Origin of the sequence: Vibrio scophthalmi, from assembly GCF_040869025.1 — a bacterium.
Lineage (GTDB): Bacteria > Pseudomonadota > Gammaproteobacteria > Enterobacterales > Vibrionaceae > Vibrio > Vibrio scophthalmi.
This window is the reverse complement of the sequence record NZ_CP134271.1, coordinates 1,164,493-1,179,508: the sequence shown is the minus strand read 5'-3', so window position 1 is coordinate 1,179,508 and position 15,016 is coordinate 1,164,493. Positions and strand designations below refer to the sequence as shown.

Below are 15,016 nucleotides of genomic sequence, written 5' to 3'. Positions count from 1 at the left end.
GCCCACGTAATGTGGGCATTTTACTCAATTCTGCGAACGAATTATTGCAAGCCGAGCTTCTTCTCTAAGTAGTGAATGTTAGCACCACCGTGTTGGAAGTTTTCGTCGTTCATGATTGAGATCTGTAGCGGCACGTTAGTTTTGATGCCTTCAACGATCATCTCGCTCAGAGCATTTTTCATTCGTGCAATTGCTACATCACGGTTCTCACCATACGTGATCAGTTTACCAATCATTGAATCGTAGTGAGGTGGTACTGTGTAACCACTGTAAATGTGAGATTCCCAACGCACGCCCATGCCGCCAGGTGCATGGAAACGTTCAATCTTACCTGGAGAAGGTAGGAAACGAACCGGATCTTCCGCATTGATACGACACTCGATTGCATGGCCACGGATCTTAATATCATCTTGAGTAAATGATAGTGGTTGGCCAGCGGCAACACGAAGCTGCTCTTTGATCAAATCAACACCAGTCACCATTTCAGTTACTGGGTGTTCTACTTGGATACGGGTGTTCATCTCGATGAAGTAGAATTCGCCATTCTCATATAAGAATTCGAAAGTACCTGCACCGCGGTAACCGATCTCAATACAGGCACGAGTACAGCGTTCACCGATGTACTTACGCATTTCTTCAGTGATGCCTGGTGCTGGAGCTTCTTCAACCACTTTCTGGTGACGACGCTGCATGGAACAGTCACGTTCACCTAGGTGGATTGCGCCGCCTTGGCCATCAGCAATCACTTGAACTTCTACGTGACGAGGGTTTTCTAGGAATTTCTCCATGTAAACCACATCGTTGTTGAATGCTGCTTTTGCTTCTGCGCGCGTCATAGCGATAGATTGTGTTAGTTCCGCTTCGCTGCGAACCACACGCATACCACGACCGCCGCCGCCGCCAGACGCTTTGATGATAACTGGGTAACCAATGCGCTTGGCATGCGCTTTGTTCTTCACTTCATCGTTGTCTAGAGGTCCGTCAGAACCTGGTACACAAGGTACGCCCGCTTTTTTCATCGCATTGATCGCTGACACTTTGTCACCCATCATGCGAATGGTATCAGCTTTAGGGCCAACAAAGATAAAGCCGCTGCGCTCTACTTGTTCTGCGAAGTCAGCATTCTCTGAAAGGAAACCGTAACCAGGGTGGATGGCTACCGCGCCCGTCACTTCAGCTGCTGAAATGATACGAGGAATGTTCAGGTAGCTATCAATACCGCGTGCAGGGCCAATACAGATAGATTCATCTGCTAGCAAGACATGCTTAAGATCGCGGTCAGCAGTAGAGTGTACTGCGACCGTTTTGATGCCGAGCTCTTTACATGCGCGAAGGATGCGAAGTGCGATCTCGCCTCGGTTCGCGATGACTAATTTATCTAGCATAGCTTCAGCCTCGATTATTCGATTACAACTAGTGGCTGGTCAAATTCAACCGTTTGGCCGTCTTCAACTAGGATTGCCGTAACAACGCCAGACTTGTCTGCTTCGATTTGGTTCATCATTTTCATCGCTTCAACGATACAGATCGTGTCGCCAGCGTTAACGCTTTGGCCGACTTCGATGAATGATTTAGATTCAGGGCTTGGTGAACGGTAGAATGTACCCACCATTGGAGAAAGAACTTGGTGACCCGCTGGAGTTGCAGGTGCTGCAACTTCTGCCGCTGCAACTGGTGCTGCAGGCGCTACCGCAGGAGCGGCAACAGGTGCAGGTGCTGCTGCGTATTGAATTGGAGCATGAACAGGTGCTGCGCCGTGGCGACTGATGCGTACCGATTCTTCACCTTCAGAGATCTCTAGTTCAGCAATGCCAGATTCTTCAACTAGTTCAATCAGTTTCTTAATTTTACGGATATCCATCTTTATCTTTCTCTTTATCTTGTGAGTAAGACAACCCAGTAGGGTCGCAGAGTGTTAGGTTACTTTGCCTGCAGGTGTTTGATTGCTGCCGACAGAGCGAATTCATAGCCTTGTGCGCCTAAACCGCAAATGACCCCTTGTGCTTTATCAGACAAGTAGGAGTGATGGCGGAATGGTTCTCGTGCGTGCACATTGGACAAATGTATTTCTATAAATGGGATCGCGACACCTAATAGTGCGTCGCGCAACGCAACGCTGGTGTGCGTGAATGCCGCAGGGTTAATCAAAATAAAATCCACGTTATTATAAGCGGCGTGGATAGCTTCGATTAACTCATACTCACGATTGCTTTGGAGATGTTCAAATTCAACATCGGCTTGCTTGGCCTGCTCAGCCAAGGTCGTAACGATCTGTTCAAGTGTCTGTGAGCCATAGTGTCCGGGCTCGCGCAAACCCAAAAGATTAAGGTTTGGGCCATTCAGAAGTAGAATTCGTGACTTTGCTGACATTGTGCTGACATCTTCCTTTATCGTGAGTGGAACTTACATATTCCCAAATATACGATAAATCATCACGATTTTTCAGTAGCAATCGCGAGATTTTTAAAAAATCGTCAAAGATTATAGCTAATTCACAGCAATTAGCAGCAATTTACTGGTCTAATCACTGATGTTGCTCTTTTGAAAGTGCTACAGAGGTAACATAAACGCGTTGTTGCTCGACAAGGTTTAGTGCCATTGATGGGATGAATGCAAAAAAAAAGAACCGCCAAATGAGGCGGCTCTGGTATTGAGAGGGTGAATTACGCTATGGGTTTAAGCTAATTCCGCTTTTTCCGCAATCAGCTTATCAACCACACCCGGATCGGCGAGTGTTGATGTATCGCCTAAGTTACTGGTATCGCCAGCGGCAATTTTACGCAGAATACGTCGCATGATTTTGCCTGAACGTGTTTTTGGCAGTGAATCAGTCCAATGCAGTACATCTGGTGTCGCAATCGGCCCAATCTCTTTACGTACCCAATCCTTCACTTCTTTGTGCAATTCTGCTGATGGGTATTCACCATCATTCAGTGTGATGTAAGCGTAAATGGCTTGGCCTTTGATATCGTGTGGAATCCCGACGATCGCGGCTTCAGCTATCTTATGGTGCGCAACGAGTGCGGATTCCACTTCTGCTGTCCCCATACGGTGACCGGAGACGTTAAGAACGTCATCAACACGGCCAGTGATCCAGTAATAACCATCTTCGTCACGACGCGCACCATCACTGGTGAAGTACATACCTTTAAAGGTTGAGAAGTAGGTTTGCTCAAAGCGCTCATGGTCGCCATAAACGGTGCGCATTTGGCCCGGCCATGAATCGAGAATGACAAGGTTACCTTCTGCAGCGGTCTCTTCGATGATGTTGCCCATGTTATCGACTAGGGCCGGTTGTACACCAAAGAACGGCAGCGTAGCAGAACCTGGCTTAAGATCGGTTGCCCCTGGTAGTGGTGCGATCAGAATGCCGCCCGTTTCGGTTTGCCACCATGTATCGACGATCGGTGAATTCTCGTTACCAATCGTTTTGTAGTACCACTCCCATGCTTCTGGGTTGATCGGCTCGCCAACAGAACCCATGATACGAAGGCTTGAACGTGATGTACCATCAACTGCTTCAGTGCCTTTTGCCATCAGCGCACGAATCGCGGTTGGGGCGGTGTAAAGAATGTTGACCTGATGCTTATCAACCACTTCGCTCATGCGATTGGTTTTTGGATAGTTGGGCACACCTTCAAAGAGAATGGTTTTAGCACCGTTAGCCAGCGGGCCATAAATAAGGTAAGTGTGGCCAGTAATCCAGCCGACATCCGCCGTACACCAGAAGGTTTCACCTTCTTGGTAGTCAAACACATACTTAAACGTCATTGTGGCGTAAACAAGGTAGCCACCGGTGGTGTGTAGTACACCTTTAGGCTTGCCGGTTGAACCAGATGTGTAAAGAATAAACAGTGGGTCTTCCGCTTTCATTTCTTCTGGTGGACATTGTTCTGAAACGTTCGCTGTGGCTTCGTGCCACCAAACATCACGATGTTCATGCCAATCAATATCACCGCCAGTACGCTGGAAGACGATCACTTTAGAAATGGTTTTTACTTCTGGGTTAGTCAGTGCTTCATCGACATTTTTCTTCAATGGGACAGCACGGCCACCACGGACGCCTTCATCGGCAGTCACGACCACTTTCGCATCTGAATCGATAATACGGCCAGAGAGTGCTTCTGGTGAGAAACCACCGAAGACGACGGTATGAACAGCACCAATACGGGTACAGGCGAGCATGGCAACGGCTGCTTCCGGCACCATTGGCATGTAGAGACAAACGACATCGCCTTTACGCACACCTTGCTCTTTCAGCGCATTAGAAAATTGGCACACTTCTTTGTGGAGCTGATTAAAAGTCAGTGTTTTGTCATCTGCAGGGTCATCGCCTTCCCAGATAATCGCGACCTCATCACCGCGCTCGGCAAGGTGACGGTCAATACAGTTGGCAGAAACGTTGAGTGTGCCATCTTCGAACCAACGAATATCGACGTGGCCAGTATCGAAAGAGGTACTTTTCACTTGGGTGAATGGTTTAATCCAATCCACTATTTTGCCGTGTTCACCCCAAAAGCCTTCTGGATCAGAAACAGACTGTTGGTACATGGCAAGGTAGGTCTCATTATCCGCATGTGTGGTTGCTTTGATATTCTCTTTTACCGGATAAATGTGGGCTTCACTCATTGCTTCTCTCCTTGTGAATTTTTGTGCTTCCTTTGGTGTTAGTAGGGTAGATGCCAAAGGTTACATCTCTATTTCGTCAGGCTTGCGGCAGCGAACCCAAAAATACCTGACAAACAGCAATGCTATAACTTTCAATCACTGCGGCTATTTCTACAATTAGACTTTAGGATGAGGAAGCCGCTTGGGTGGTAAGATTTAAGGGATGAGATGCGGCATTGGCCGCATTCTGTGGATTATTGCTGATAAGGAAAGCTTAGACTTGGCAGATCTCCTTTGGTTAAACGCACAAACACTAATGCCGCAGATATCGCGTCTTGTAAGGCGTCATGCTTGTTTTGCTGCGGAAGATCGAGATGCTTGCAGATCGCATCTAAACTTAAGTCGAAGTAGGCATTAGGTAAATGCTGCTCCAATTTGTCGTGATAGATCTGGCTCACTTCAATTAATGGGTTCGGCAATGGAAAACCAAGCTGTTTACGACAAGCAATATCAAGAATCTTTTTGTCGTAGCGAATGTGATAGCCCACCACTGGCCGGTTGCCAATAAATTCAAGTAACTTGAGTAGCGCTTGTTTTTCATCAAGGCCATCTTCGAGATCTTTATGCCGCATACGGTGAATGCGTACTGAACCAGAATCGAGTGACTGGGGCGCGCGCAGACGGACTTCAAACGGCTGGCTGGTGATGATGCGATTATCGATGATCTTCGTCGCCGCGATGGTGACCAGTTCTGCCCGTTTAGGGTCGAGGCTGGTGGTTTCACAATCCAGCGAGATAAACTCACCTTTTACCACGGGGCCAAAGTAAGACTGGAAAGGCGATCCTTTTAACTTGTAGTGCCAATAGCGGCGTTGTAACCAATTCATCGCACTCTCCTTAATCTCTTATTTGATAATGATAGCCAAGAAATTGTTTAAATTTCTTCACCACGTGAAAGCTATGCCGTAGCAAATCTCGTTCACTTCTTTCCAACTGTTTGAGGTCAATGCGGTTATGGCTATGTTGATTATCTAACTGTTGGTTAAGGCGCAGCTTAAAAAACAGCCTGAGTGCTTCGGTGAGGTTATCAGCAGTATCGGGTTCCAGAATATTTTTCTTTGCCAGAGCGTCAATGCGGGCAAAAGTGTTGCTAGCGGTGATGTGATATTCAAGCGCTAGAGTGCGAATACCATGCACGATTGGGAAGATACCGCCACTTTTTACATCCAGCCCTTGCTTGTCACTTTTTACGTTACCAAACAAGGTCAATGGCAATGAAAATTGTAAGGCTGGACGAGTAAATTCTTGTAAGGTCAGCATGTTATTAAACATGATTTGATGTAAGTGTTCACTTATCGGTACCAGCAGTTCACGGTTGCCGGCTACAGCGTGTGCATCGGCCATGATCGCCAGTTTCATTACCTGTTCTGGACTGGAGGCTTTTGACCAGCAGGAGATCGTTTTCTGCCATTCGGCTTGGCTTTTTACCCATGCAGGGTTATTGACCATCACATTGCCGGGGCAGAGAGGGTAACCTAGTTGCTGAAGGGTATGAGTGAGCTTGTTCATGATGGCACTGCACTGTTGCCACTCAAGGCCATCTTTAAGAATCAAGGCGTTGTCTTGGTCGGTTTTGAGAATCTGTTCACCTCGGCCTTCTGAGCCCAATACGATCAAGCAGCAGTGATCATGCAAGGCGGGAGGGACAATCAGTTCAAAGGCTTTCTCTATGATTTGTTCATTGACTGCCGAGATCAGTTCCATAATGAAACGTGTGCGAATGCCATTGCTGAGTAAGCTATCCACTAATTGACGTTGACGATTAGAGGCGATCGCTAATTCTTCAACACTGCTCGCTCGCGCAATACTGAGAGTTAAGACATGAGAATGGGTTGAAAAAGCACTGAGTATTTGCGTCATGTCGAGCATGCCAACGGGGTTCTTGCCATCCCATACCATTAAGCGTTTCATACGGTTACGCGTCATGCTCATCATGGCATTGAAGAGAAAGTCATCTTCATCAATGTGCATGACAGGAAAGGTAGCCACTTCGCCCACTGGTGTATCGAGAGGCTGACGATCCAGCATCACGGCGTGCAGCATGTTGGTGCGCGTAATGATGCCGTAAGGCATTTTATTTGTGCTATTTGTCAGGCGAGGATCATCGACTGCTAAGGTGATCAGTGCGGCATCAAGCGCATTGTCTTTGAGAATTTTAGTTACGTCATCCAGAGGAAGGTCGTGCGCTAAGATCAATGGAGGATGATAGATGTCATTGTCGACCTTAGTGAGAATGAATTCGGCTAAATTTTGCTGTTGTTGTGCCGCATCAAGTAAGGCTTGTCGCTTGGCGAGATTATTATCGAAATAAGCCGCAAATTGACCATTTTGATTATAGAGATCTAAAAACACCTGCTTGGGTAGCAGATAAGAGAGGGTATCTTCGAGAGCGATGTAGTTGTGACGACTCTGTCCTTCAAATAGTGAACGTACGTCAAACAAATCGTCGTTGGTATAGTGAGCGTAGATTTCGTTATTGTGTGGTGATTGCTCCTCAACTGCGCCCTTGATCAAAATATGCAGATGAGCACTCGCATTACCGTGGTGCAAAATAGTATCACGCGCACGGAAATAGGCGACATCCAAAGAGCTGCGCAATATTTGCTGTTGAGCGGGCGTGAGCCGATTAAACGGGGCTGATTGCATGTTGAGTTTTTCGGGCATATGAGACCTTGCAAGCACACTAGACTGTACTCTCAGTGTGACAAATTTCGCTATTTTCACCAGACGACTTTGGTCGAAGCGCTTGCATGCTGCCCTATTCGGAATGCCATCAATGCGGAAAAGAGTGCGCAAATAATATTCCCTTTTTATTCCTCTACGCTCATTAGATAATAGTGTCAGATCATATTGTTATTTTTGAGGTTTTCATGTTTACCCCCACTCCTTATGGCTGGATATCCCAGTATTTCATTGGTTTCTTTTTTGCTTATGGTGTCTATTTGCCATTTTGGGCGTTGTGGTTTGAAGAGCAAGGCGTATCACCTACGGATATTGGCCTGCTCGTCGGGATCGGTTTTGCCACTCGTTGCGTGGCGAATATGGTGATCACGCCGCGTTTGCATAAAGTTGAGCACTTAATGCCAGCATTACGTTGGTTGACTTTCGCCGCTCTATTATTTGTTGGTTTTCACTTTTTCACTGGCGGAAATTTCTGGTTAATGGCGTTAGCCACAGTGGCATTCAATTCATGCCTTGGACCGATTATTCCGTTGTCTGATGCGATGGCCAACTACTATTCGCGTTTGAAAATGCTCGATTATGGTCGTACTCGTCTTTGGGGTTCATTGGCGTTTATCGCCGGCTCTACCGTTGTGGGTATGCTGGTGGCTCGTTATGGCACCGATATGATCTTATATACCGCGCTGGCAGGCATCTTTGTCGCCTTGGTACTTGGAATGCGCAAGACCAACCCAATGCCAGTCACCATGTCAGAGTCACAAGCAGAACGACCAAAATTGACTGAACTGCTGCGTGATAGCGCAGTGGTGAAATTTTTAGTTTTAGTGGCTTTGATCCAAGGCAGCCATGCGGCCTATTACAGTTTTAGTACCATTTATTGGAAAGGGGCTGGCTACTCAGAGGAGATCATTGGTTATCTATGGAGCTTAGGGGTTGCGTCTGAAGTTGCCGTGTTTGCGTTGAGTAAGCGTATGTTTGCCGGTTGGTCACTACGTATGTTGTTTGTGGTCGCGGCGCTTGGTGTGACGGTACGTTGGGGCTTAACGGCTTCAACAACGGTATTGCTCGCTTTGGTTGCGATTCAGGTGTTACATGGGGTGACATTTGCCATGGCGCACATTGCAGCGATTCAATACATACAAGGTCAAGAAGAACGTAAAATGGTGGCGTTACAGGCACTTTACAATGCAATTCCTCTTGGGGCATTTATCGCGCTGATGACCGCATTAAGTGGTTGGGGATATGAAAACTGGGGGGCGAATGTCTTCTGGGCAATGGCTGCCATGGGCGTAGTGGCGCTGTTCGTCAAACTTGAGCCAACCAAGTTGAATAGCCAGGACGGTCAGGCATTGAAAGCGGAGTCTGAAGCACAGAATTAGCCTCAACTGATTGATATTTAATCATACAGTTTGTTTAATGAACCTCTCCTCGGAGAGGTTTTTTTATAAGCTTTTTATAAATAAAGGATATCGCATGCAAGGATGGCTAGTGATTCCCGTATCACTGATGTATCTCGGGTTACTGTTTTTAATTGCTTGGTATGGCGATAAGCAAAATAAGTGGTTAGCCAAATGGCGACCATGGATTTATAGCTTATCGATTGCCGTCTACTGCACCTCTTGGACTTTTTACGGCACGGTGGGCCAAGCGAGTAATAACCCATGGTCTTTCCTGCCAATCTATCTTGCGCCTATTCTGGTGTTTACCTTTGGCTGGCGCGTTCTCGCTCGGCTGATTTTGGTCGCCAAACGTGAGCATATTACCTCGATTGCTGATTTTATTGCGGCGCGCTATGGCAAGTCGCAAGGCTTAGCTGTCGTGATAACCTTAATTGCGGTGGTGGGTATTTTACCTTATATCGCTTTGCAGCTACGTGGTATCACCATGGGGTTGGAAGTTATTGCGCCTGAATTGCAATCGCAAGGTCAGTGGGGCATTTTTGATGTGTCATGGTTTGTGGTGATCGCTTTAGCTGTCTTTACCATGCTGTTTGGTACTCGCCATATCGATAACACCGAACACCATCGCGGTATGATGATGGCGATTGCGTTTGAATCAGTGATTAAGCTGGTGGCCTTTTTGGTGGTTGGCTGCTTCATTTTATTTCTTGCCCTCAATCGTGACGATATTGTTTTAATGGATGTCGCAGCACAAACTTATCAATCACCGAATATCGCCACGTTAGTCATTCATACCTTTTTGACCATGATGGCGATTTTGTGTCTACCGCGTCAGTTTCATACCATGGTGGTGGAAAATGAACGCGCGCAAGATCTGCATACCGCGCGGTGGCTATTCCCCCTCTATCTTGTCTTGATGGGACTATTTGTACTCCCTGTCGCTTGGGTTGGTCAGGCGTTGTTAGGCGGTGTAAGCCCAGATACTTATGTGATTAGCTTGCCGATGTCGGTTGGCGCAACGGATATGGCTTTATTGGCCTTTTTAGGTGGGACCTCAGCGGCCAGCGGCATGGTGATTGTTTCGACTATCGCTTTGGCTATCATGGTGTCAAATGATCTAGTGATGCCATTGTTACTGCGTCGGATGAAACTGACTCAACGTGATCACCGTCAGTTCTCGGGATTACTGCTGGTGATTCGTCGTGGCTTAATTCTATTGTTACTTCTAGGCGCATGGGGCTTCTACCAAGTGCTCGGTAACATTCATTCACTCTCGGCAATAGGTTTTCTTTCTTTTGCCGCTATCAGTCAATTTGCTCCAGCATTATTAGGCGGTATGTATTGGCGACAAGGCAATCGCAAAGGGGTGTATGTTGGCTTGTTGTTTGGTTTTACCTTGTGGTTAATCACCTTGATGAGCGCAACCGATATGTTGGCAGGCGACAGTCATACCAACTTACTGCTGTGGATTATTGAGCCGCCACAATACTTAGCCAATATGGGTATTCAAAGCTCTGATTGGGGCATTGTGCTCAGCTTGGTTTTGAACACCTTATGCTATGTGTTTGTTTCGTCTATCACCCGCGCAAGTTTAAGTGAGCGCCTGCAGTCGGCGTCCTTTATTGGTTCGCCATTACCAGAAAGTGAAAATATCAGCCTCTATCAAAGCCGTGTTACGGTGGCAGAATTAGAGATGTTGGCGTCACGTTTTGTTGGCCGCGCACGGGTTCGCTCTGCTTTTCAGCAGTTTTGGGGGCAACAGCGCGAAACCTTGATGCCTAATCAGCAAGCGCCATCGAGTTTGATTCGCCATACAGAGCGCGTGTTGGCTGGGGTATTTGGCGCATCATCAGCTAAGTTAGTACTTACTTCTGCCTTGCAAGGTCGCAACATGCAACTTGAAGAAGTGGCCACTATCGTCGATGAAGCATCAGAGCTGTATGATTTTAGTCGGGGATTACTGCAAGGAGCGATTGAACATATTGGCCAAGGCATTGCCGTCGTCGATAAACAGTTGCGGCTGGTGGCATGGAATCAACGCTATTTAGAGCAATTTGAATTCCCTGTCGGTTTGATCCAAGTGGGCAGGCCGATTGCCGATGTGATCCGTCACAATGCACAGCAAGGGTTATGTGGCCCTGGAGATCCGGAAGATCATGTTCGCCGACGTATTTACCATTTGGAACAAGGTTCGCGGCATACCTCTTCACGAGTTCGTGCAGACGGGCGTGTGATTGAAGTACAAGGCAACCCTATGCCCGGTGGCGGCTTTGTGATGAGTTTCACCGATATCACGGTCTTCCGAGATGCCGAGCGAGCACTAAAAGAAGCCAACGAAACCTTAGAAGAACGCGTGTTGGTACGGACGCAAGAATTGGAACGCTTGAATAAGCAGTTGGTCACGGCGACGCAGCGTTCAGAGCATGAGTCACAGTCCAAATCTCGTTTTCTCGCGGCAGTGAGTCATGACTTGATGCAGCCATTAAACGCGGCACGTTTATTTGCTTCTTCGCTATCGGAAGTGGCTAAAGAGAGTGAAAGCAAGCAGTTAGCCACGCATATTGAAAGTGCGCTAGAAGCGGCAGAAGATTTGATTGGTGATTTACTCGATATATCGCGTTTGGAGTCAGGCAAGTTGGACGTCAATGTTCACGGATTTGCGATTAATGATGTGTTGTCTAATCTCAATGCGGAATTTAGTGCGCTAGCAAAACAACAAAAAATCGATTTTAGCCTCTTTCCGAGTCAGCAGTTGGTGCAATCCGATCCTAAGTTGCTGCGCCGAGTGATACAGAACTTTTTAACCAATGCGTTTCGTTACAGTCCACAAGGCAAAGTCTTGCTAGGTGTGCGCCGTGCTGGCGAGCACGTACGAATTGAAGTTTGGGACAACGGTATGGGCATTGATGAAGATAAGCAGCAAGAAATCTTCGAAGAGTTTAACCGTGGCAGCCAAGTGCGCTCAGATCAAGGCTTAGGCTTAGGGCTAGCAATCTCCAAAGGCATCGCTAATGTGCTAGGTCATCAAATCGCGATGCGTTCGTGGCCGGGTAAAGGCAGCGTCTTTTCGATCACGCTTAAACGCGCAAAGTCAGTGGCTCCACAATTAACAGTTGTTTCGCCGCAAGCTGTATCGGATCTCAGTCATCTCAATGTTCTGTGCGTCGATAATGAGCCGGAGATCTTGATCGGAATGGATCAACTGTTAGCACGTTGGGGATGCAATGTGCGCACCGCGACGGATATTGTCGGCAGTTTGCAAGCCATTGACGAAAGCTGGATCCCTGACGTGATCTTGTCGGACTATCGACTTGATCATGGCCGGACGGGATTGGAAGTGCTGCAGCAATGTCGCTTGCGGCTCGGTGATAGCTTTGTTGGCGTGATCATCAGTGCCGATCGTACTGCAGATATGTTGGATGGTATTAAATCGAATGGCTTTAGTTTTATCCCTAAACCGGTTAAGCCATTGAAGCTGCGGGCGATATTAAATCGCTCCGCATAAGCTGATTGGTGGGAAAGATGGCGGGGTTAGTTTGATTCGCTTAGCAGCGTTTCATACTTGATGAAAGCCATTTGTGTATCACCGTAATAGAGCACGCCATCGGATTGAATCGCTACCCGTAACCAACTCTCAGCTGAGGCCGGGGCGGGGAGCGTAATTGACCATAGCTTACCGTTGCTGTCTGCCATTTTCATATCGGTTGGTGTGCCCATTTGATCTTGATTATCAACCACAGACAGTTTGACGCCTTCGAGAGGAAAACTGGCTGTCAGCGACAACTCAAGTTGATTGTTCGTCAGACTTTCTGAACGAAATTTCACTTTAAACTCACCATTGGCCATGTCACATAAGCCACTGGTATAGCGACAGTTGGATTTGCTAACCAGTTTGTAATCTGTACCTTCTTTGGCTGCGTGTGGTTTTTCGCTCAGGGCGAGATCGGTCCCCACGTAAGCAAGAATAGATAGAATTGGGGCGACTAACAGCGCAATGATAATGTGCTTATTTTTGAACATAGAGGCTTCCTTGCAGCTACGATATAAGGCGAAATAGATACCAATTTGGTTAAGTAATGCAATCCATTAACTTATTCAGATTGATACAAGATAAACAGAGTGAGTTGAATAAAAAAGCCCCCGTAGGGGCTTTTGTGGTTTGGGTTAGATTTTAGTGGTCAACCGCATCGCCAGCACCTGCCGGTACACGTACGTGCTCAACCAAATCTTTCACTTCTTGCGGAGTTTCTGCTGTTACACGTGATACAGCGAATGCCACGACGAAGTTGAAGAGTGCGCCGATAGCACCAAATGCATTAGGTTCGATACCGAAGAACCAGTTGCTACCCCAGCTTTGTAGGTATGTCCAATCAGCAACAAATAGGATGCCTTTGTGTTGGAATACATAGAATAGCGTGATGGTAATACCTGCAATCATACCGGCAATAGCGCCTTCTTTGTTGATGCTCTTACTAAAGATACCCATCATCAAGGCAGGGAATATCGAAGACCCTGCGAGGCCAAATGCCAGAGCCACCGTACCAGCAGCAAAGCCTGGTGGATTAAGGCCGAGATAACCCGCGACCCCTATCGCGACCGCCATCGCGATACGACTTGCCAGCAGTTCTTTCTTCTCAGAGATATTTGGATTAATAACGCCTTTAATCAAGTCGTGAGATATCGCAGACGATATCGCCAGTAGCAGACCAGCAGCGGTTGAGAGTGCAGCAGCAAGACCACCTGCGGCTACCAGTGCGATCACCCAGTTTGGTAGTTTCGCAATCTCAGGGTTAGCCAGTACCATGATGTCACGGTCAACTTTCAGCTCGTTCGTTTCCGGGCTTGAAGTGTATTCAATAAGGCCGTCGCCGTTCTTATCATCAAAACCAAGCAGGCCGGTTTTTTCCCAGTTTTTAAACCAATCAGGACGCTCATCGTAGGCAAGGTGTTTACCCGGTGCCGGGTTAACCGTATCCATGAGGTTTAGACGCGCCATGGCAGATACTGCCGGAGCGGTGGTGTAAAGAATCGCAATGAATAGAAGTGCGTAGCCTGCTGAGGTACGTGCATCACGTACTTTCGGTACTGTGAAGAAACGAATGATAACGTGTGGCAGACCTGCAGTACCGATCATCAGTGACATGGTGTAAACGAACATGTTGAGTGTGTCACCGCGAACGTGGGTGGTGTATTCGCTAAAGCCGAGCTCTGTCACCACTTGATCGAGCCGATCGAGTAGATAGACATTGGTGCCGGAAATAGTGCTGCCTAAGCCAATTTGTGGCAGTGGGTGACCGGTCAATTGCAGAGAGATAAAGATTGCTGGAATAGTGTAAGCAAGAATGAGTACGCAATATTGTGCAATCTGCGTGTATGTGATGCCTTTCATGCCGCCCATTACCGCGTACATAAATACGATACACATACCGATCAGTAGACCTGTTGAGTAATCCACTTCAAGGAAGCGACCAAATGCCACGCCAACGCCTTTCATTTGACCGATAACGTAGGTGGTGGATGCGATGATCAAACAAACAACCGCAACGATACGTGCTGTTTTTGAATAGAAGCGCTCACCAATAAACTCAGGTACGGTAAATTTACCGAACTTACGTAGGTAAGGAGCAAGAAGCAGAGCAAGTAGTACGTAGCCGCCAGTCCAACCCATTAAGAATACCGAACCGCCGTAACCCATAAAGGCAATAAGGCCTGCCATTGAGATAAATGACGCTGCCGACATCCAGTCAGCGGCTGTAGCCATACCGTTGGCAATTGGGTTTACGCCGCCGCCAGCAACATAAAACTCTTTGGTTGAGCCCGCTCGTGCCCAAATTGCGATACCTATGTAGAGGAGGAATGTTGATCCTACTACTAGGTAAGTAATTGTTTTCAAATCCATCTGAGTTGCTCCTTACTCGTCCACACCAAATTCGCGGTCAATACGTCTCATCTTCCACGCGTAGTAGAAAATGATTGCTAGGAAGGTGTAAATAGACCCTTGTTGAGCAAACCAGAAACCCAGCTTGTAACCTCCGAGTTGAAATTGGTTGAGTTGATCAACAAATAAAATTCCACAGCCGAAAGATACGACAAACCAAATGACCATTAACCCAATCATTAGTCTTACGTTCTTTTGCCAGTAAGCTTTGGCGCGTTCCTGACTTTCAAATGCCATTGCCGTCTCCTTACGCATGTTTGTTGTTAATAAAATGTTTCAGAAAATACAATAGCAGTGAGCGAAAGAGAGTGCTCTTCAACTTTAGTCG

11 protein-coding genes are annotated in these 15,016 nt (G+C 47.2%); 2 read left to right on the top strand and 9 right to left on the bottom strand.

Translation table 11 applies throughout. The features are described 5' to 3' along the window. Nucleotides 1–41 precede the first annotated feature (41 nt). The 6 genes from accC to RJD38_RS05310 all read right to left on the bottom strand — a co-directional run bounded on the left by accC (nt 42) and on the right by RJD38_RS05310 (nt 7,332). Nucleotides 42–1,385, bottom strand: a complete 1,344-nt coding sequence (accC, locus tag RJD38_RS05335) for an acetyl-CoA carboxylase biotin carboxylase subunit (protein WP_065431038.1) — start codon at nt 1,383–1,385, stop codon at nt 42–44. Between the two features lie 14 nt (nt 1,386–1,399). Next, a complete protein-coding gene (accB, locus tag RJD38_RS05330) occupies nt 1,400–1,861 on the bottom strand; it encodes an acetyl-CoA carboxylase biotin carboxyl carrier protein (protein WP_005594840.1) in 462 nt (153 codons plus the stop codon). A 59-nt stretch (nt 1,862–1,920) separates the two neighbouring features. Next, the gene (gene aroQ, locus RJD38_RS05325; RefSeq protein ID WP_005594842.1) at nt 1,921–2,370 is read right to left on the bottom strand and encodes a type II 3-dehydroquinate dehydratase; all 450 of its coding nucleotides are present in this window, start codon (nt 2,368–2,370) and stop codon (nt 1,921–1,923) included. 306 nt (nt 2,371–2,676) lie between these two features. After that, nucleotides 2,677–4,629: an acetate--CoA ligase gene (gene acs / locus RJD38_RS05320; protein ID WP_005594843.1), complete on the bottom strand. Its 1,953-nt coding sequence runs from the start codon at nt 4,627–4,629 to the stop codon at nt 2,677–2,679. Between the two features lie 233 nt (nt 4,630–4,862). After that, on the bottom strand, nt 4,863–5,495 hold the full coding sequence (locus RJD38_RS05315) for a 3'-5' exonuclease (protein WP_005594845.1): 633 nt from the start codon (nt 5,493–5,495) through the stop codon (nt 4,863–4,865). A 10-nt stretch (nt 5,496–5,505) separates the two neighbouring features. After that, nucleotides 5,506–7,332, bottom strand: coding sequence for a DUF294 nucleotidyltransferase-like domain-containing protein (locus RJD38_RS05310; RefSeq protein ID WP_065544956.1), 1,827 nt, complete (start codon nt 7,330–7,332; stop codon nt 5,506–5,508). A 206-nt stretch (nt 7,333–7,538) separates the two neighbouring features. Between RJD38_RS05310 and RJD38_RS05305 the strand changes: the two genes are divergently transcribed. Continuing rightward, the gene (locus tag RJD38_RS05305) at nt 7,539–8,729 is read left to right on the top strand and encodes a 3-phenylpropionate MFS transporter (RefSeq protein WP_065544957.1); all 1,191 of its coding nucleotides are present in this window, start codon (nt 7,539–7,541) and stop codon (nt 8,727–8,729) included. Between the two features lie 94 nt (nt 8,730–8,823). Beyond that, nucleotides 8,824–12,255, top strand: a complete 3,432-nt coding sequence (locus RJD38_RS05300) for a NahK/ErcS family hybrid sensor histidine kinase/response regulator (RefSeq protein WP_065544958.1) — start codon at nt 8,824–8,826, stop codon at nt 12,253–12,255. 26 nt (nt 12,256–12,281) lie between these two features. Here RJD38_RS05300 and RJD38_RS05295 read toward each other — a convergent pair whose 3' ends face one another. From RJD38_RS05295 to RJD38_RS05285, 3 genes are all read right to left on the bottom strand, one after another. Beyond that, nucleotides 12,282–12,770, bottom strand: a complete 489-nt coding sequence (locus tag RJD38_RS05295; protein WP_005599266.1) for a hypothetical protein — start codon at nt 12,768–12,770, stop codon at nt 12,282–12,284. A gap of 151 nt (nt 12,771–12,921) precedes the next feature. After that, a complete protein-coding gene (locus RJD38_RS05290; protein WP_005599268.1) occupies nt 12,922–14,649 on the bottom strand; it encodes a sodium:solute symporter family protein in 1,728 nt (575 codons plus the stop codon). A 12-nt stretch (nt 14,650–14,661) separates the two neighbouring features. Beyond that, entirely contained in the window at nt 14,662–14,925 is a 264-nt protein-coding gene (locus RJD38_RS05285) for a DUF4212 domain-containing protein (RefSeq protein WP_005599270.1), read from the bottom strand. Between the last annotated feature and the right edge of the window lie 91 nt (nt 14,926–15,016).